This is a genomic window from Cellulosimicrobium sp. SJTW-1 (genome assembly GCF_047716875.1).
Lineage (GTDB): Bacteria > Actinomycetota > Actinomycetes > Actinomycetales > Cellulomonadaceae > Cellulosimicrobium > Cellulosimicrobium funkei.
Genome location: NZ_CP136680.1, coordinates 4,197,409 through 4,214,822 on the forward strand (window position 1 = coordinate 4,197,409; position 17,414 = coordinate 4,214,822).

The 17,414-nt window shown below is 69.3% G+C and carries 12 protein-coding genes; 7 read left to right on the plus strand and 5 right to left on the minus strand.

All coding sequences use genetic code 11. From position 1 onward, the window contains the following. Nucleotides 1-519 precede the first annotated feature (519 nt). The 6 genes from RSE42_RS18895 to RSE42_RS18920 all read left to right on the plus strand — a co-directional run bounded on the left by RSE42_RS18895 (nucleotide 520) and on the right by RSE42_RS18920 (nucleotide 7,750). On the plus strand, nucleotides 520-2,007 hold the full coding sequence (locus RSE42_RS18895; RefSeq protein ID WP_415297540.1) for a GH32 C-terminal domain-containing protein: 1,488 nt from the start codon (nucleotides 520-522) through the stop codon (nucleotides 2,005-2,007). 54 nt (nucleotides 2,008-2,061) lie between these two features. Beyond that, nucleotides 2,062-3,399, plus strand: a complete 1,338-nt coding sequence (locus tag RSE42_RS18900) for an ABC transporter substrate-binding protein (protein ID WP_415297541.1) — start codon at nucleotides 2,062-2,064, stop codon at nucleotides 3,397-3,399. Nucleotides 3,400-3,472: 73 nt separating this feature from the next. Next, nucleotides 3,473-4,354, plus strand: coding sequence for a carbohydrate ABC transporter permease (locus tag RSE42_RS18905; protein WP_086151565.1), 882 nt, complete (start codon nucleotides 3,473-3,475; stop codon nucleotides 4,352-4,354). Then, nucleotides 4,351-5,265: a carbohydrate ABC transporter permease gene (locus tag RSE42_RS18910; RefSeq protein ID WP_415297542.1), complete on the plus strand. Its 915-nt coding sequence runs from the start codon at nucleotides 4,351-4,353 to the stop codon at nucleotides 5,263-5,265. The genes RSE42_RS18905 and RSE42_RS18910 overlap by 4 nt, the downstream gene beginning before the upstream one ends. Further along, on the plus strand, nucleotides 5,262-6,281 hold the full coding sequence (locus RSE42_RS18915; protein WP_415297543.1) for a LacI family DNA-binding transcriptional regulator: 1,020 nt from the start codon (nucleotides 5,262-5,264) through the stop codon (nucleotides 6,279-6,281). Before RSE42_RS18910 ends, RSE42_RS18915 begins: the two co-directional genes overlap by 4 nt. A gap of 14 nt (nucleotides 6,282-6,295) precedes the next feature. Continuing rightward, entirely contained in the window at nucleotides 6,296-7,750 is a 1,455-nt protein-coding gene (locus RSE42_RS18920) for a glycoside hydrolase family 32 protein (RefSeq protein WP_415297544.1), read from the plus strand. A gap of 330 nt (nucleotides 7,751-8,080) precedes the next feature. Here RSE42_RS18920 and RSE42_RS18925 read toward each other — a convergent pair whose 3' ends face one another. The 4 genes from RSE42_RS18925 to RSE42_RS18940 all read right to left on the minus strand — a co-directional run bounded on the left by RSE42_RS18925 (nucleotide 8,081) and on the right by RSE42_RS18940 (nucleotide 14,122). Beyond that, entirely contained in the window at nucleotides 8,081-10,888 is a 2,808-nt protein-coding gene (locus tag RSE42_RS18925; RefSeq protein WP_415297545.1) for a GH32 C-terminal domain-containing protein, read from the minus strand. Between the two features lie 296 nt (nucleotides 10,889-11,184). Beyond that, nucleotides 11,185-11,961: an ATP-binding cassette domain-containing protein gene (locus RSE42_RS18930; protein WP_415297546.1), complete on the minus strand. Its 777-nt coding sequence runs from the start codon at nucleotides 11,959-11,961 to the stop codon at nucleotides 11,185-11,187. Beyond that, on the minus strand, nucleotides 11,958-13,022 hold the full coding sequence (locus RSE42_RS18935) for an ABC transporter permease (RefSeq protein WP_415297547.1): 1,065 nt from the start codon (nucleotides 13,020-13,022) through the stop codon (nucleotides 11,958-11,960). The genes RSE42_RS18930 and RSE42_RS18935 overlap by 4 nt, the downstream gene beginning before the upstream one ends. A 2-nt stretch (nucleotides 13,023-13,024) precedes the next feature. Further along, nucleotides 13,025-14,122, minus strand: a complete 1,098-nt coding sequence (locus RSE42_RS18940; protein ID WP_415298940.1) for a substrate-binding domain-containing protein — start codon at nucleotides 14,120-14,122, stop codon at nucleotides 13,025-13,027. A gap of 145 nt (nucleotides 14,123-14,267) precedes the next feature. Between RSE42_RS18940 and RSE42_RS18945 the strand changes: the two genes are divergently transcribed. After that, nucleotides 14,268-15,335 carry a LacI family DNA-binding transcriptional regulator gene (locus RSE42_RS18945; RefSeq protein ID WP_415297548.1) on the plus strand — a complete coding sequence of 356 codons (1,068 nt, stop codon included), beginning with the start codon at nucleotides 14,268-14,270 and terminating at the stop codon, nucleotides 15,333-15,335. A gap of 152 nt (nucleotides 15,336-15,487) precedes the next feature. On the opposite strand, the gene RSE42_RS18950 is transcribed toward RSE42_RS18945, so the two are convergent. Next, complete coding sequence (locus RSE42_RS18950; RefSeq protein ID WP_415297549.1) at nucleotides 15,488-17,314, minus strand: glycoside hydrolase family 68 protein; 1,827 nt, start codon at nucleotides 17,312-17,314, stop codon at nucleotides 15,488-15,490. Between the last annotated feature and the right edge of the window lie 100 nt (nucleotides 17,315-17,414).

The following is a 17,414-nucleotide window of genomic DNA, read 5'->3' on the forward strand; positions in this document are numbered from 1 at the left end:
GGCCCGGTGATGTCCGGCGGCACCGGGCCGCGCACACCCCTTTCAGGACGAACACCCTGAACACACATCCAACCCATCGGGTCTTGGGTACATCGGCGTCACCGACGCCCGGGCAGAAAGCTGGCCCTATCGCACCCGGCCCTCTCCGTGCGCCCTGGTGACCACGACGATGAATCGCCGTGGACGCTGCCGCCCGCTCCTGCTGCCGCCGGGCGCACCCAGGGTCATCTGGGGTTCGGAGACGCGACGGTACGGCAGACCACAACCTCGCTGTCTCGACACCGCCACAACCCAACCCGAAAACACCACGTCTCTCACGCGCGACGGCCTGTTGTCGCGACGTCGTGGACCCGTGAGGTGAGGGCGACGCGTCGACCTTCACTGTCGGAGGCGGGTGCGCGCACCACGAATCTGGCGACATTGGAAGCACCCCCCGAGTCTCGTTGGTCAACCGGTTGACCAACCGTCGTGTGCCGCGCTACGGTCTGCGCAACCGCTTAACCACGACGATGGGTAGCAATGGACCAGCGAGGGTTCTACCAGCCGACGGACGCCTGGGTGGGGGACGTCATCCCCTGGCAGGAGGACGGTGTCTTCCACCTCTTCTACCTGCACGAGACGCGTCGCACGCCGAAGGACGGCATGCCCTGGCACCGGGTCGTCACCGACAACCTGGTCGATTTCCGCGACGCCGGGGAGGCGCTCGCCTCGGGTGGACCGTCCGCACCGGACTTCAACGTCTACACGGGCAGCATCGTCCTGGACGCCGAGGGGACGCACCACGCGTTCTACACCGGGCAGAACCCGGCCCGCGTGGGCGCGGACGGGCGACCGCTCCAGGTAGTGATGCACGCGACGAGCCGCGACGGTATGCGTTCCTGGCAGAGCCGCCCCGAGGAGATGTTCGGCGCGACGCCCGGTTATGAGACCGGGGACTGGCGCGACCCGTTCGTCTTCTGGGACGCCCAGGGCGGGCTGTGGCGCATGCTGATCACGGCCCGCCACGACCACGGGCCGGAGCGCCGACGGGGCGTCATCGCCCAGTGCGTCTCGCGCGACCTCACCACGTGGGAAGCCGCGGCGCCGTTCTGGGACCCGCACCGGTACGTTGCCCACGAGTGCCCCGAGGTGTTCCAGTGGGGTGAGTGGTGGTACCTCGTGTACTCCGAGTTCAGCGACGCCTTCACCACGCGCTACCGGATGGCCCGCAGCCTCGAGGGCCCGTGGCTCGTGCCCGAGCACGACACGCTCGACGGGCGCGCCTACTACGCCGCCAAGTCCGCGGAGCGCGACGGCCGGCGGTTCTTCTTCGGCTGGATCGCCTCGCGCGAGGGCGCGAACGACGACGGAGCGTGGCAGTGGGCGGGCACGATGTCCGTGCTCGAGGCCGAGCAGCGCGAGGACGGCACGCTCGCCTTCCACCCCACCCGCGAGCTGCGCGACACCTTCGCCGAGCCCGTGGACGTCGTCCCCGCCGGGACGTCACTGGTCGCCCCCGACGGACTCGCGAGCGTTCTCTCACCCGAGGACGCCCCGGCCGCGTTCCGGCTCACCGCCCGGTTCGACGTCGCCCAGGGCACCCGGGAGGTCGGCCTCCTGCTGCGTGCGAGCGCGGACGGCGACGAAGGGTACATGCTGCGCCTCGAACCGCACCGACAGCGCCTCGTCCTGGACCGGTGGCCGCGCCGGCAGACCGGCACGGAACAGTGGCAGATCTCCGGCGACGTGCCGTTCGCCGTCGAGCTCGAGCGCCCGTGCGCGCTCGACCCCGGCGAGCACGAGCTCGAGGTGATCGTCGACGGCGACCTGTGCGTCGCCACGGTCGACGACGCGACGGTGCTGAGCACCCGCCTCTACGACCGGACGGACGGGCGCGTCGGGGCCTTCGTCGGGGAGGGCACCGCCATCCTCACCCGCCTCGCGCTCGCCCCCCGTGCGACGCACGACACGGCGCGACCTCTCGACGACGCCACGGCTCTCGACGACGTGCTCGCCGCAGCCACCTAGACCACATCTCGACCTGCTACCCCTACCCATCCCTTGATCGACGGAGATTTGACCATGGCCATCAGGAAGCGCAACGCAGCACTCCTCGCCGCCGCCGCCGCCACCGCCCTCGCGCTCACCGGCTGCGCGGGCGGGACCGGCGGCGCCGACCCCACCGACGTGAACCCCGAGGGTGAGATCACGCCCCGCGAGATCTCCTGGCTCCTGTCGCGACCCGCCGACGGCGGCGTGATCACGGCCATGGAGCAGATCGCCGACGAGTACGCGGCCGAGCACCCGGGCTTCTCGCTGAACCTCATCACCACGCCGGACCGGCCGTCGTACATCCAGAAGTACGAGACGCTCGCGGCCGCGAACAAGCTCCCGGAGCTCTTCGACACCGACGCCACGCCGTTCGCGCAGAAGCTCGCGAGCCAGGACCGGATGATCGACGTCGACGCGCTGCTCGACGACCTCGGCCTCGCCGAGGACTACCGCGAGGCCGCCCTGGGCTACCAGCGTTTCGACGACGGTTCGCTGTACATGGTGCCGTTCGAGTTCCAGCTCGAGTTCTTCTGGTACAACACCGCGCTGTTCGACGAGGCTGGAGTCACGGTCCCCGCGACGCTCGACGACTTCCCGCAGCTCTGCCGAGACCTGCGCGCCCAGGGCATCACACCGATCGCGCTCAACGGGCAGGACCAGTGGCCGCTCGAGCGGTACATGGCCTACTACCCGTTCCGCATGGCCGGGCCCGAGTACGTCCAGGACCTCAAGAACGGTGACGCGTCGTTCGCCGACCCCGCCGGCGTCGCCGCCGCCGAGTGGCTGTCCGCGCTCGGGAAGGCCGGGTGCTTCCAGGAGGGCTTCTCCTCCACCGGCTACGCCGACGCTCAGGCGCTGTTCACCTCGGGGAAGGCCGCCGTCTACAACATCGGCACCTGGGAGCTCGGCAACCTCGCCACGGAAGCGCTCGACCCGGGGGTGCGCGACGACGTGGACTACTTCACCCTCCCCACGATCGACGGTGCCGTCACCACGGACGACGAGTACGTCACGCCCTCCGGGATCGGCATGGCCGTCAACGCCCAAACGTACGACCCGCTGGTCCGGGACTTCCTGAAGTTCGCGCTCGAGCGGTACCCCGAGATCTACGCGGCCACGGGCGCGCTGTCTCCCACGACGACCGCGCAGACCACGATCCCCGCCGACGCGACCCCGCTGTACTCCCGCGCGGTCGAGCAGGCGGACACGGTCGGACCAAAGATCGCGATGCCCTGGGACACCCAGCTCGACCCGGCCACCAACACCCGGCTCCAGCAGGAGCTGACGCTGCTGGTCCAGGGCGACATCACGCCGGAGGAGTTCGTGACGACCATGGACGCGACGCTGCGGGAGAACACCGATGGCTGACACCGCCACCGTCGACGTCGCGGCCCGACCGCGACGTCGACCGCAGACACGGCGCACGCCGCTGAGGTCGTCGATGCTTCCGCGCCGGTCGCGGATCGCAGTCCTCGTCTTCCTGGTGCCACCGCTCGTCCTGTACGGCGTGGCGGTGCTGCTCCCGATCGTGCAGTCGTTGTTCTTGAGCCTGTTCCGGTGGGACGGGATCAGCGACATGGACTTCGTCGGCCTGGACAACTACATCAAGATGTTCACGCGCGACGACGTCTTCTGGACCGCGTTCGGCAACGCTCTCGGCTACCTCGCTATCTGCCTCGTGCTCCAGCTCGGCGGCGCGCTGGCCGTCGCGGGACTGCTGACGGCGCTCCCCCGGGCGCGCGAGCTCGTCAAAACCCTCTACCTGCTGCCGGCCGTCATCTCGACCGTCGCGATCGCGTTCCTGTTCCAGCGCATCTACTCCCTCGAGCCCGTCGGCCTGCTCAACCAGATCCTGGGATGGGTCGGGCTGGAGAGCCTGCAGACCGCGTGGCTGTCGAACGTGGACACCGTGCTCGCCGCGGTGTCCATTCCTGAGGGGTGGCGGTTCACCGGCCTGTACATGCTCATCGTCTACGCGGCGCTCATCGCCGTGCCCCGCGAGCTCGAGGAGGCCGCACGCCTCGACGGCGCATCGTGGTGGCAGGTGTTCTGGCGGATCCGCTTCCCCTACATCCGCCCCGTCTGGATCACGACGACGATCATGGCGACGACCTTCGCCCTGCGCGGGTTCGACATCCCGTACCTGCTCACCAACGGCGGCCCCGGCCAGGCCTCCGAGCTGCTGACCACCTACATGTACAAGACCGCGTTCGTGCACACCGACTACGGCTACGCCAGTGCGATCTCCGTGTTCATCGTGGTCGAGTGCCTCGTCGCGGTCGGCCTCATCTTCCTCCTGCTCCGTCGAAGGGACGCCTCGTGACCACGCCCGTCCTGGCCCGATCCACGGGCGACACCTCGCGCCCCCCGCGCCCGCCGGCCCGAGCGCACTCGTCGCGCTCCTCCCGGCTCCGCGTCCAGCGCACGCTGCTGACCGTCACGATCGTCGCGATCGTCGTCGTCCAGGTCTACCCGCTCGCCTGGCTGTTCCTGACGAGCTTCCGCACCGCGGCAGACTTCGCCGGCGGCAACCCGTTCGCGATCCCCGGCGAGCTCACGCTCGACAACTACGCACGGGCCTTCGCGACCGGCAACCTGTGGATGAACATCGTCAACAGCTTCGTCGTGACCCTCGGCGCGAGCGCGCTCATCGTCGTCGCCGGAATGATGGGTGCCTTCGCCCTGCAGGTGCTCGGCTTCCGGTTCAGCGGGCTCGTGCGTGCCCTGTTCCTGCTGGGCATCATCGTGCCCGTCCAGATCGCGCTCGTCCCGCTCTTCGTCGACTACGCGCAGGTGGGGCTGCTCGACACGTACGCCTCGATGATCATCCCGCTCGCGGCGTTCTCGCTGCCGATGGCGATCTACCTGTTCTCCTCGTTCTACGAGTACATCCCCCGAGAGATGTACGAGGCGGCGTCGCTCGACGGCGCGGGCCCGTACCGGATCTTCGCCCGCATCACGACCCCGCTGTCCGTGAACACCATCATCACGGTGGTCCTCGTGAACAGCATCTTCATCTGGAACGACTTCATCTTCGCCAACACGTTCGTCCTGTCCGACGGCCTCAAGACGATCCCACTCGGCCTGCAGAACTACATCGGCGCGATGGGCAACACCGACTGGACGGCTACCTTCGCGGCCGTATGCGTCACCGTGACCCCGTTGCTGCTGGTATTCCTCGTCCTGAACAAGGCGATGATCAACGGACTCGAGAGCGGGGCGACCAAGGGATGAGCACGACAGGCAACGGCAAGCACGGAGCGACCGTCACGATGCGCGACGTCGCGAAGCTCGCAGGCGTCTCGGTCGCCACGGTCTCGCACGTCGTGAACGACAAGCCCGGTGCGCGCATCGGCAAGGACGCCCGACGACGCGTGCACGAGGCCGTCGAGCAGCTCGGCTACCGCCCCAACGCCCTGGCGAAAACCCTCTCCCGCGGCACCTCACCCTTCATCGGCCTCGTCGCCGACGAGATCGCCACCACCCCGTTCGCCGGCCAGATCATCCACGGTGCACAGGACGAGGCGTGGAAGCACGGCTACGTCCTGCTCGTCGCCAACACCGACGGGAACGTGGCGGCGGAGAACGACGCCATCGCGATGATGCTCGAGCACCAGGTCCGCGGGATCCTCTACTCCACCTGGTACCACCGCGAGATCGTCGTCCCCGAGCCGCTGCACCAGACCGACACGATCCTGGTCGACTGCTTCGCCCGCGGCAGCGGGCTGCCCGCCGTGGTCCCCGACGAGGAGCAGGGCGGGCGGACCGCCACCGAAGAACTCCTCGCGGCCGGCCACCGACGCATCGCCTTCCTCAACACCACCACCCCCTCCCCCGCGCAGACAGGCCGCCTCGCCGGGTACCGCACCGCGCTCGAGGCGACCGGCCTCGGCTTCGACCCCGAGCTCGTCCTTTCCGTGTCTCCCGAGCAGGAGGGCGGCTACGCCGGCACGTCGGACGTCGTCGAGTCCGGCGCCACCGCCGTGTTCTGCCACAACGACCGCGTGGCGATGGGCGTGTACGACGGCCTGCGCGAGCGCGGGCTGCGCATCCCCGACGACGTCGCCGTCGTGGGGTTCGACAACCAGGACGTCATCGCAGCCCACCTGCGTCCTACGTTGTCCACGGTCGCGCTGCCGCACTATGAGCTCGGCGCTGCAGGCGTGCGCATGCTCCTCGGCATGGACCCCGCACCCGACGACCGACCCCGTCTCATCGCGTGCCCGCCGGTACGCCGGAACTCGATCTGAGAAGGCAGCCCACCGTGCGAATCACGAGCGCCGACGTGCCGCGCCCCCGCTTCCACTTCACCCCCCGGCGGAACTGGATGAACGACCCGAACGGGCTCGTGCACCACGGGGGCCTGTGGCACCTGTACTTCCAGCACAACCCAGAGGGCTCCGACTGGGGCAACATGAGCTGGGGCCACGCCACCAGCCCCGATCTGGAGCATTGGACCGAGCACCCCGTAGCACTGCCGCACCGCGACGGGGAGCAGATCTTCTCCGGTTCCGTCGTCGCGCCGCGAGCAGGCAACGACAAGCTCACCGCGTACTACACGAGCGCCTACGACGACGGGCGTCAGGCGCAGTCCCGCGCGATCAGCGCCGACGGCGGCTTCACGTGGGAGAGCGACCCCACCAACCCGGTCCTCGACCGGGGTACGACCGCGTTCCGCGATCCCAAGATCATCCGCTACGGCGACGACGGCTCCGACCGCTGGATCATGCTCACCGTCGAGGCGGATGACCGGCAGGTCCTGCTCTACTCCTCCGCCGACCTGCTGTCGTGGGAGTACCTGAGCGCCATCGGCCCACTGGGCGCGACCGGCGTCGTCTGGGAGTGCCCCGACCTGGTCAGGCTGTCGCTGGACGGCGACCCCGACGACACCCGCTGGGTGCTGCTGCTCAGCACAAACCCCGTCGGCGACGACCCCGACCCCGCTGGCTCCTCGATGCATTACGTCGTCGGGCACTTCGACGGGAGCACTTTCCTCCCCGACTCCCGCGAGCTCCATCTGCTCGACCACGGGCGCGACTACTACGCCGCCGTCACCTTCGACAACGCCCCACGAGGTGAGGCCGTCACCATCGGCTGGATGAGCAACTGGCGCTACGCGCACGTATTTCCTTCCACCCCGTGGCGCGGCGCGATGTCGCTACCGCGCGTACTCAAGCTGCGCACGGTAGACGGACTGCCCCGGCTCGTGCAGACACCACCGACTTTCGTCCGCGAGCGTCTCGAGCACGCGGCGCCGACGACTGTCGTCGTCGACGACCGTTCTGCCGAACTGCCGCTCAGTGGACACTCATTGGTCGATCTCCGATGGGACCCCTCATCCACGGACATGCTCAGCGTGAAGCTGCGCGGCGACGCTGACGCCTTCGCGGATCTTGTGCACGAGCCCCGCAGCGGGACGCTGCTCATCACTCGCGGGGGCCCCGCAGCCGAGGCGGTGCACCCCGACTTCCCATCGACCAGCATCGTCCCGCTGTCGGGGGACCGCCCGGCGCGGCTGCTCCTGAGCCTCGACGGCCCGCTCCTCGAGGTCTTCGTCGGCGAGGGCGAGGCGACCGCGTCGAACCTGGTCCTCCTCGGCACGGGCGGAGTGACCGCGAGTCTCGACACGGCACAGCCGGGGAGCGTGCACGTGACCGTGAGCGACAACCCCGAGCCGCAAGGGCTGGACGCCCGTCGGCCTGTCGCCGCGCTCGCCTGACCGCCGCCAGCCGCAACGCCGACCTTTTCTCGGCGACGACCGCCCGAACCGAGCTCACGCGACACGGGCAGGACTGCCCGAACGGCACAGAACGGCATAGAGACATCGCCGCGCAGCCTCGCCGTCGGCGACGCAGACTCTCGTGTTCGGCGGCTCCTGATCCTCAAGATCGCTCCCTTCACTGTCACCAGACGTGACGGCGGACCTCAGGTCCACGACCTCCCTCCCTCATGCGTGACGACCGCCCCGGGGGCTGGCGTGTGCCACTTGCGCCCGGGGCGGTCGACCCTCATCTCAACTAGCGTGGCGCCCCGCGCGCGACGCGGAGCCTCACGTGCAATCGATGGGGTCGTATGCCACTGCGTACTCTCCTGAGGCCCCGTCAGCGCTGGCAAACGTGCCGAGGATCTTCGCTTCGCCCGAGGGGATGCTCGTGGACCGGCTCGCGAACGACTGGTACGCGGATGCTCCTGGGGCGACCGTGGTGGTCCGGGAGCCGTAGGCGCTCTGTAGCCGCACGACGACGGGCTCATCTTCTCGGTTGGTCGCCCGGACCGCTACGTAGGCCTTACCCGCGAGGCAGCGCGCGTCGACATCGACATCGAGCTCCACAGTAGAACCAGGGTTCGCGAACATCGACGCCCGTAGGGGCGTGACCGTCAGTGACCGCAGCTCGGCCGCGCCCCCTTGGGCGACGAGCGCGAGCCCGAGCGACGCAGGGTCCGGGAACACCTGGTCGGTGATCGTCCGCGTTCCTTCTGCCGCGAAGACCTCGACCGATGCCCGGTCGATGTAGACGGATAGTTCGACCGTGCCGTCGTGGTGCCGCTCGACGGGCATGGAGGACACCGAGGCGAAGTCCGGGTGGAACTCCACGTCCCCCGATCGGGTCCGGTCGACGACAACGCGACGGGTCCGTGCGTCGTACAGCACGAGGGTGCCCTCCCCCGCGGCAGGTTCCCCCGTTTCGGGGTCGCCTGCGGTGAACCCTTCGGAGGCGCGGACCGCCAGCCCGACACGATCGGCCGTGCCCGGGTTGACCTCGAGGTCGACCCGCAGCAGGTCACCCGTCACCGGCAACGTGTGTGTGCCCGCCTCGATGGTGCGTGGGTCGTCGGTCCATGGAGCGTCGGCGAGGCCGTCGATCTCGGGCACCACGCGTTGGATGAGCTCGATCCGCCCACCGGCATCGGTGAGGGCGACCTCGCGCGGGAGCGTCATCGCGGAGCGCCAGCCCGAGGTCGGTGTCGCACCCGAGTATGACCAGTTGTTCATCCAGCCCAGCATGAGTCGGCGCCCGTCGGGCGCGTTGTCGAAGGACACTGTCGCGTAGTAGTCGCGGCCCCAGTCCAGCCAACCGTACGACTCGGCGACGGGCACGGTCGGCTCGTCGGTCGCGACGACCTGGTCGAGCAGGACGTGGCCCCAGCCGAACCGGTTGTTGTCCACGACGCGCAGCGTCGCCTGCCGACCTCGCAGGTCCTGCACGTCCCAGCTCGTCCAGTCGAGGTGCTCGCTCTCACGGCCGGTGGTCGTGCGCACGACCTCGCCGTCGACGACGAGGTTCACGCTCGTCTCCTCCGAGCGCACGAGCGCGGGTTCGTCGCTCAGGACGACATGGTCAACGGTGAGGTGTCCCCATCCCCCGGTGGCCTCGTCGACCACTCGCAGGCGGGCCGTGCGTCCGCGCAGCTCTTCGACGTCCCAGGACTGCCAGTTGAGTGCGCCGGCCTGAGGCCCGGTCAGGTGGCGGACCACGTCGCCATCGACGAGTAGCTGCACCTGGAGCACCTGGTCGTCGGCATCGACGCGTCGGCCCCCGCCGACGAGCATGCTCAGGTGGTCGGCATCGATCGTGAACTCGGGGGACGTCAAGGTCCCGACGTTGTCGTCGCCCCGTGGCCCGCCTTCCCACGTGTTGAGCCGCTTGGCGCCGAGGTAGTAGTCACCGCCCGAGGTGGACGGGCTGCCCGAGGGTGCGAGGTCGCCAGTGCCGGTCCAGCCGGCGTCGGCGAGCGTCAGGTCGTCGGGCAGCTCGAACCCGTCCCACAACAGGTTGCCGGCCGGCGGTTCGTTGCCGAGCTGGGCGCCGGGCACGTGCGGGTGCTTGCCGCCACCGACGAGCAGGCTCAGGTGGTCGCGTTCGAGCGTGAACGGGGGCGACTCGAGCGTGCCGACGGGCCAGTCCCCGCCGACGAAGCTGTTCGCGAGTCCGTCCCCGACGAAGCCGGTGACGGTCTGCTGGCCGTTGACCGCACCGGCGGCCGGCGCGCGGCCGAACGGGCCACCGGTCTCGTTGCCGGGTTCGTTGTGCGCCGCCCACTCCCCGATAGGGCTGTCCCATCCCGGTTGCTCGAAGTCGGCGAGAACGTCGCCGGACGGGACAGGCACGCCCTCGACAGTGGACTCAGAGGTGAACGTGGTCCCGTCGAAGTCACCGACAAAGTACTGCCCGCCTGAGCCGCCACCGATCGACCCGGGGTTGAGGTTGACGACGAGCACCCAACGGGTGTTCTGCGGGTCGCCGTCCACGGGCAGCTCGAACAGGTCGGGGCACTCCCAGATGCCGCCGACCGCGTTGGCCGGGCCGAACGTCGACAGGTCGTCCCAGCTCTTCAGGTCGTTCGAGCGGTACAGGACGACCTGGTGGTCGACGGCCTCGACCGCGACCATGACCCAGTACGACGTCTCGGGTGTGCCGCCGTCGTACCAGAACACCTTCGGGTCGCGGAAGTTCGCCGAGCCGCGATCGAGTACGGGGTTGGCGGCGTACTTGGTCCACGTGTAGCCACCGTCGGTCGAGTAGGCGAGCGACTGGGCCTGGATCCCGGCGTGCGTCGGGTGAGCGGGCGTGTAGGCGCTGGTGTAGATCGCGACGAGGGGCGGGTCCTCGGTCGTGCCGAACCCGCTCGTGTTCCCATGGTCGACGACGACCGAGCCCGAGAAGATGTCCTCGACGCTGACCCCGTTCTCGTCGAGGGTCTGCCGGATCGCCACCGGCTGCTCCGTCCACGTGAACAGGTCGGTGCTGGTCGCGTGACCCCACGACATGTTGCCCCAGGACGTCCCGTGAGGGTTGTGCTGGTAGTAGAGGTGGTAGGTCCCGTCGTGGAAGACGAGGCCGTTCGGGTCGTTCATCCAGTTCTGCTCGGGCGAGTAGTGCAGGCCAGGCCGGTACGGCTCCTGCCCGACGACAGCCACCGTTGGGCCCGGATCGCCGGGTCCGGCCGCCCCTGCGGCAGGGACCGTGGCCGTGAGGAGCACCGCGGCGAGCAGGCTCGTGGCAGTGAGGCGCCGTCGACGAGCGCGACGGGGCATAGGTGTGGACACGTACGAACTCCTTTGTTCGGTGTGTAGGGGTTGCACGTCGACGTGCGCCGCCTTGGACCTTCGGTCCGGGATGCGGCGCACGCCGACGAGAAGGTGTACAGGTGTCAGGCCGCGGCGGCGGCGCCTGTCATCAGGGCGACGGCCTCGGTCATGGTGTGCGTCTGTGGCGTGATGGTCGCGGCGCGCTTGCCGAGACGTTGGACGTGGATGCGGTCCGCGACCTCGAACACCTGCGGCATGTTGTGGCTGATGAGGATCACGGGGATCCCGCGGTCGCGCAGGGCCCGGACCAGGGCCAGGACCTGGGCTGACTCGCGCACTCCCAGGGCCGCGGTGGGCTCGTCGAGCACGACGACGCGGGAGCCGAAAGCCGCCGCGCGTGCGACGGCGACGGCTTGGCGCTGCCCGCCGGACAGGTTCTCCACCGGGACCGTGACGTCCTGCAGGGTGGAGATGCCGAGCTCCTTGAGCTCTGCCCGGGCACGCTTGCGCATCCCCGCGGTGTCCATCACGCGGAAGACCGAGCCCAGGACGCCGGGCTTGCGCAGCTCGCGTCCGAGGTAGAGGTTCGACGCGATGTCCAGGGCCGGGGAGACCGCCAGGTTCTGGTAGACGGTCTCGATGCCCGCTTCGCGCGCGTCCTGCGGCCGCTTGAAGTGCACGGGTCGTCCGTCGAGCAGGAGACGGCCCTCGTCGGGGACGTAGGCGCCGGTGAGGCACTTGACCAGGGTGGACTTGCCGGCGCCGTTGTCGCCGATGATGGCGAGCACCTCGCCGGGGTAGAGCTCGAGGCTCACCCCGTCCAGGCCGACGACGCGGCCGAACGTCTTCACCAGGTCGATGGCCTCGAGCACGGGCTGACGGGTCTCGTCGGCGTTCACCTGCGCACCTTCCGGATCCACTGGTCGACGGACACCGCGGCGATCACGAGGACGCCGACGGCGAGAGTCTGGTAGAGCACGTCGAGACCGGCGAGCGACAGTCCGTTGCGGAACACGCCGACGATGAGGGCACCGAGCAGGCTTCCCCACACCGTTCCTCGTCCGCCGAACAGGCTGGTCCCACCGATGACGACGGCGGTGATGGAGTCGAGGTTGAGGTCCATCCCGACGTTGGGGCTCGCCGCGTTGGCGCGCCCGATCTGGATCCACGCGCCGAGAGCGATGATCGCGCCGGCGGCGAGGTAGACGCTCATCAGGACACGGTTGACGCGGATGCCGGCGAGGCGGGCCGCATCCTTGTCGTCCCCGACGGCGTAGACGTGCCGTCCCCAGGCGGTCTTGCCCAGGATCATCGCGACCACGACGTACAGCGCGAGCATCATCACGACGCCGACGCTGATGCGCACGCCCAGGACGGGAAACGTGGTCCCGGTCCACGGAAGGAGTGCGGGCATGTCCGTGCCGCGCACGGTCGCGCCGCGCGAGTAGAGCAGTGCGAGCGCGGTGAACACGTTGAGGGTGCCCAGTGTCGCGATGAACGGTGGCAGCCGCAGCCGTGTGACCAGCGCGCCGTTGATGCCGCCGGCCGCGACGCCCACCCCGAGGCCCAGTGCGAGAGCCAGCGGGGCAGGGAGACCGTTGTTGGTCGCGGTCTGCGCGATCACCATGCCGGCCAGCACCATGATCGCGCCCACGGACAGGTCGATCCCGGCCGTGAGGATGATCAGAGTCTGAGCGACCGCGAGCGTGCCCACGACCGCGACCTGCTGCGTGATGAGGGAGAGGTTCGCCGGGTTGAGAAAGCGGTCGTTGAGCAGCCCGAACACCACGACCGCCAGGACGAGCACGACGGCCGGGCTCAACGCGGGATACCGGTGCAGCATCCCGCGGACGCGGTCGATGGGGGTGCGGCGGTCGAGGAACTCGCTGGCGAGGTCGTGTCCACCGTCCGCCGGCGCCGGCGGGCCGCCCGTGGAGGGAGCTGTGGTCTGCGGTGCCATGCTCAGCCCCAGCAGATCTCGGTCGCCTCGGCGGAGTCGATGCTATCGACCCCGTCCACCGGCGTGTCGGTCACGAGCTCGACGCCCGTGTTGAAGAAGTCGAGACCTTCCGAGGTCTGCGGCTCCTCACCACCGCTGGCCAGCTGGGCGATGGCCTCGACACCGAGCTCGGCCATCTTCACCGGGTACTGCTGGCTCGTGGCGTCGATGATCCCCGACGTGATGTTCTCGACTCCGGCACAGCCGCCGTCGACCGAGACGAGCAGCACGTCGTCCTGCACGCCCGCGGCCTGCAGGGCCTGGTACGCGCCGTATGCAGCGGGCTCGTTGATCGTGTAGACCACGTTGATGTCAGGGTTCTTGGACAGCAAGTTCTCCATCGCGGAGCGCCCACCGTCCTCGGCGCCCTGCGTCGCCTCGTTGCCGACGATCTCGTAGTCGCCGCCGCTGTAGGAGCCGGTCGCGGCTTCGTCACCGTTGGCGGCGGGATCGGCGACGTCGATCCCCATGCCCTCCAGAAAGCCCTGGTTGCGGTCGACGTCGACCGAGACCACCTTGTCGTCGAACAGGTCGAGCAGGGCGATGGTCGCCGGCTCCCCGCCCAAGGACGCGGCCGTCCACTCGCCGATGAGCTGCCCGGCGAGGCGGTTGTCCGTCGCGAACGTGATGTCGACGGCGTCAGCCGGGTCCGGCGGGGTGTCGAGCGCGATGACGAACAGGCCCGCGTCGCGCGCCTTGCCGAGAGCGTCGACGACCGACGGACCGTTCGGGGTGATGAGGATGCCCTTGTCACCCTTGGCGATCGCGTTCTCGATCGCCTGGATCTGGGTGTCCTCGTCCCCGTCCTCCTTGCCCGCGGCGAGGGTGAGCTCGACACCGTGCTCGTCGGCAGCAGCCTTCGCGCCGTCCTGCATGGCGACGAAGAACGGGTTGGTCGTCGTCTTGACGATGAGGGACACACCCACGGCGTCCCCGTCACCCGACGCGCCGCTGCCAGCGGAGTCGCCGGCGTCAGAACATGCCGAGAGGGTGAGCGCCAGGGCGGAGACGCCGGCGATCCCGGCCAGGACGCGTGAGGGACCAGCAGTGGTGGGGCTCAGGGAGAAACGGGAGTTCGTCACTGAAGTCATCCTTCGTTCATGGGCATCAAGTGTGCCCGACAACGTTGTCAGACCTCAGTGATAGACGATCATGTGGACAGCGGTCAATCGCTCGACCGGAAATGGAGACCAGATCGTGACATCGATGTCAGGTGCCCTGCAGGGCATAGCGGACGAGGAGGCGCAGACCGCCTCGGTTCCCCGTCGCCCGCGGATGCGCGATGTCGCGCAGCTCGCGGGTGTGGGCATCAAGACCGTCTCGCGGGTGGTCAACGGCGAGCCGAACGTCTCGCCCGCCACGATGACCAAGGTCTTGGCCGCCGTCGAGGAGCTCGGCTACCGTCCCGACGTCTACGCCGGGAACCTGCGCCGGTCGGAGGGACGGACCCGCACGCTCGGCCTGCTCGTGAGCTCGGTGGCCAACCCGTTCGCCTCGCTGCTGCACCGGGGGGTCGAGGAGGTGGCCAGCGAGCGGGGCGTCGCCGTCTTCGCCTCGAGTCTGGACGACGACGCGGACACCGAGCTGCGCATGGTGGAAGCCTTCCTACGCCGTCGCGTCGACGGGCTCATCCTGACCACGATCCGCCCCGACCAGTCCTACCTCGAACCCGAGCGCGCCCGAGGCACGCCGATGGTCTTCGTCGACCGGCTCCCCCACGGCATCGAGGCGGACGCCGTGGTGTGCGACAACGAGGAAGGGGCCGTCGCCGCGACGCGACACCTGCTCGAGCACGGTCACACGCGCCTCGCGTTCCTCGGAGACCTCGAGGAGATCGAGACCGCCCGCTCGCGACGCGACGGGTTCCTCTCCGAGCTCGCGCGCGCTGGCATCGCTGAAGCTGACGCCATCGCGGTCACCGGGCTCCACGACGAGGCCGGCGCCCAGCGCGTCGTGACCGAGCTCCTGACGTCCAAGAACCCGCCCACGGCCATCTTCAGCGCCCAGAACCTCATCACGAACGGCGCGATACGCGCCCTGCGCGCGCTCGGCCTGTCCCACGAGGTCGCGCTCGTCGGCTTCGACGACGTGCCGCTCGGTGACCTGCTCGACCCGCCCGCCACCGTCGTGGCTCAGGATCCTCAGCAGATGGGACGACTCGCGGCCGAGCAGCTGTTCGCGCGCCTTGACGGCGACGTGTCACGCCCGCGGACGATGGTCGTGCCGACGCACCTGGTCGTGCGCGGCTCGGGTGAGATCCGTCCACGACAGTAGCCAGTCACGCCGCTCGCGGGTTCGGTCTACCGTCGTGCCGGTCGCCGGCGAGCACGCCCCTCCAGGTTGATGTGGTTGCGGCGGCGACGCCGCCGGCAGGTCATGCCGACGACGTCGCCGCCGCACCCGTCAGTCGACCGGCGCGAGCCGGGTCAGGGGATGGGTCGCGGGTCGGGTTCGGGCGAGACGTCCTGCTCGGCGTTGGCGGGAATGTCCCCGTAGCCGCCGAGGCCGTCGTCTCCGTAGCTGCGGTCGACGACCGCGCTGGTGCCGGCGATGTTGAGCTTCACCGTCGGGGCGAGCGTCCCGCCGCGTCGCACGTCCGGGTTGCCGATCGCATCGATGAAGGACTCGACGAGACCGTTCGGCATCACGTAGTGCGAGTAGGACTGGAACGCGTGCGCCGTCTGGAACGGGTCCGGGCTGGCCGGGGTGCCGACGGCGTAGTTGAGGTTCGTCGGGTTGCCCAGGGCGAGCCCGCTCCCCTCGTTCAGCGGCTGGAAGTCCGACCGGATGCCGTTGCCCACGAACCCGTACACGCCGTCCGGTCCGTCCAGGTACCAGTACCGCGGGTCGGTGGAGTCGGTGTCCGGGCCGCGCGCGAACGTGTGACGGTGGCTGATCGTGAACAGGTAGTACTTCGAGCCCTGCACGTAGATCTGCGGACGCTCCGTCTGGTCGTTGACGCAATTGGCCGACAAGATCGGCGGCAGGTACCGCCACTGGGTCATCGCCTTGTTCTCCGCGACGGCCATACCAACGTTCGCCATCTGGAAGTTCGCCCCAGAGGCCGTCACCGTCTCGGGCGCCTCCGCATAGGGGTCACCCTCGCGGTAGCCGAGGTCCTCGGCCGTGCACGGCACCGACCCGCGCTCACCCCCGGTGTTGCCCTCGAACACCATGTACGTCGGGCTGTCCTCGGCGTTCGGGTCCTCGAACGTGAACGGGTCACGGAAGTTCACAAACGCGTTCTGCTCACGGGTCTGGTAGAGCGTCCCGTCCGGCACGAGCAGCTGGTGCTGGTCGCGGGCACCGGTGAGCCACACACCGTCCTCGTCGGCGAAGATGCGCAACTCGGTCTGGACGATGCGCGGGTCGGCGGGCTGGATCTCCTGGTCGTTCGCGTCCCGGTAGAACGCGACCGCCGTGTAGAACATCCGCAGCTTGTTGCCCTCCATGATCCGGGTCGATCCGGACCACTCGGTGACCGTCGAGAACGACTGGTCCTCGAAGATCGCGCCGGCCGCCCCGTCCTGGAACACGTGTCCGCCGTAGATCCAGCCGCCGTTCGCCGGCCGTTCGTCGGCGGGCACGTCCGCCGGCCGGTAGAAGAACCCGATCCGGGCGTGGGTGTGGCGGTCGTCGAACGTGTAGCCGGCTGTCGAGTCCGCGACGAGGGAGAAGATGACCTCCCAGCCCTTGAAGCTCAGCTGGTTGGAGTGCTCGTCGGTGAGCGTCCAGGTGTCCCACACCCAGACCTGCGTGCCCTCGTCGTCCACCAGGACCGGGAAGTCCTGCGGGATCTCGGGCATCGTGTACTCCTCCGGCATGGAGTTCTCGCCCGCGGGCGCTGCCGGGTCCGTCATTGCCCGGATCTGCAGCGCGTCGGCGCGTGTCCAGCGCGCCGTGAAGTCGCTCTCCGGGTCGTACGCCTGCTGGCTGTGGATCGAGGGTGCCGGGAAGCCGGGGAACCGGAACGGCGTGATCGTCCCGTCGTCGGTCGGCTCTTCGGCGGGTGGTGCCTCCTCGGCCGGTGCCGGCTCGTCGGCGGGTGGTGCTTCTTCAGCTGGCGCAGGCTCCTCGGCCGGCGCGAGCTCGCCGCCCTCGGTCGGGGCCGGCTCCTGGTTTGGCGTCGTCTCATCGGCCGTCTCGGTCGGGGACGCGGGCGCCGGCGCCTCGTCGTCCTCCGCCGCGAGAGCGGTAGCGGAACCCATCGCGAGGGTCCCGAGGAAGAGGCCAGTGGCGAGCAGTCCGCTCACCAGCCTCGTCGTGCGTGGTCGTGTGCGTGTCGAAGACTTCACGTCCGTTCACCTTCTGCTGGAAGCGTGAGCGTCTTCGTCCGAACGGTTCCCCCAACCG

Bases quoted from the DNA above. Each gene is read 5' to 3' on its own strand.
- RSE42_RS18925 (WP_415297545.1), bottom strand. From the start codon at position 10,888: ATGAACGACCCGAACGGCCTCGTCTTCCACGACGGGACCTACCACCTC.
- RSE42_RS18915 (WP_415297543.1), top strand. From the start codon at position 5,262: ATGAGCACGACAGGCAACGGCAAGCACGGAGCGACCGTCACGATGCGC.
- RSE42_RS18905 (WP_086151565.1), top strand. From the start codon at position 3,473: ATGCTTCCGCGCCGGTCGCGGATCGCAGTCCTCGTCTTCCTGGTGCCA.
- RSE42_RS18895 (WP_415297540.1), top strand. From the start codon at position 520: ATGGACCAGCGAGGGTTCTACCAGCCGACGGACGCCTGGGTGGGGGAC.
- RSE42_RS18900 (WP_415297541.1), top strand. From the start codon at position 2,062: ATGGCCATCAGGAAGCGCAACGCAGCACTCCTCGCCGCCGCCGCCGCC.
- RSE42_RS18945 (WP_415297548.1), top strand. From the start codon at position 14,268: ATGTCAGGTGCCCTGCAGGGCATAGCGGACGAGGAGGCGCAGACCGCC.
- RSE42_RS18935 (WP_415297547.1), bottom strand. From the start codon at position 13,022: ATGGCACCGCAGACCACAGCTCCCTCCACGGGCGGCCCGCCGGCGCCG.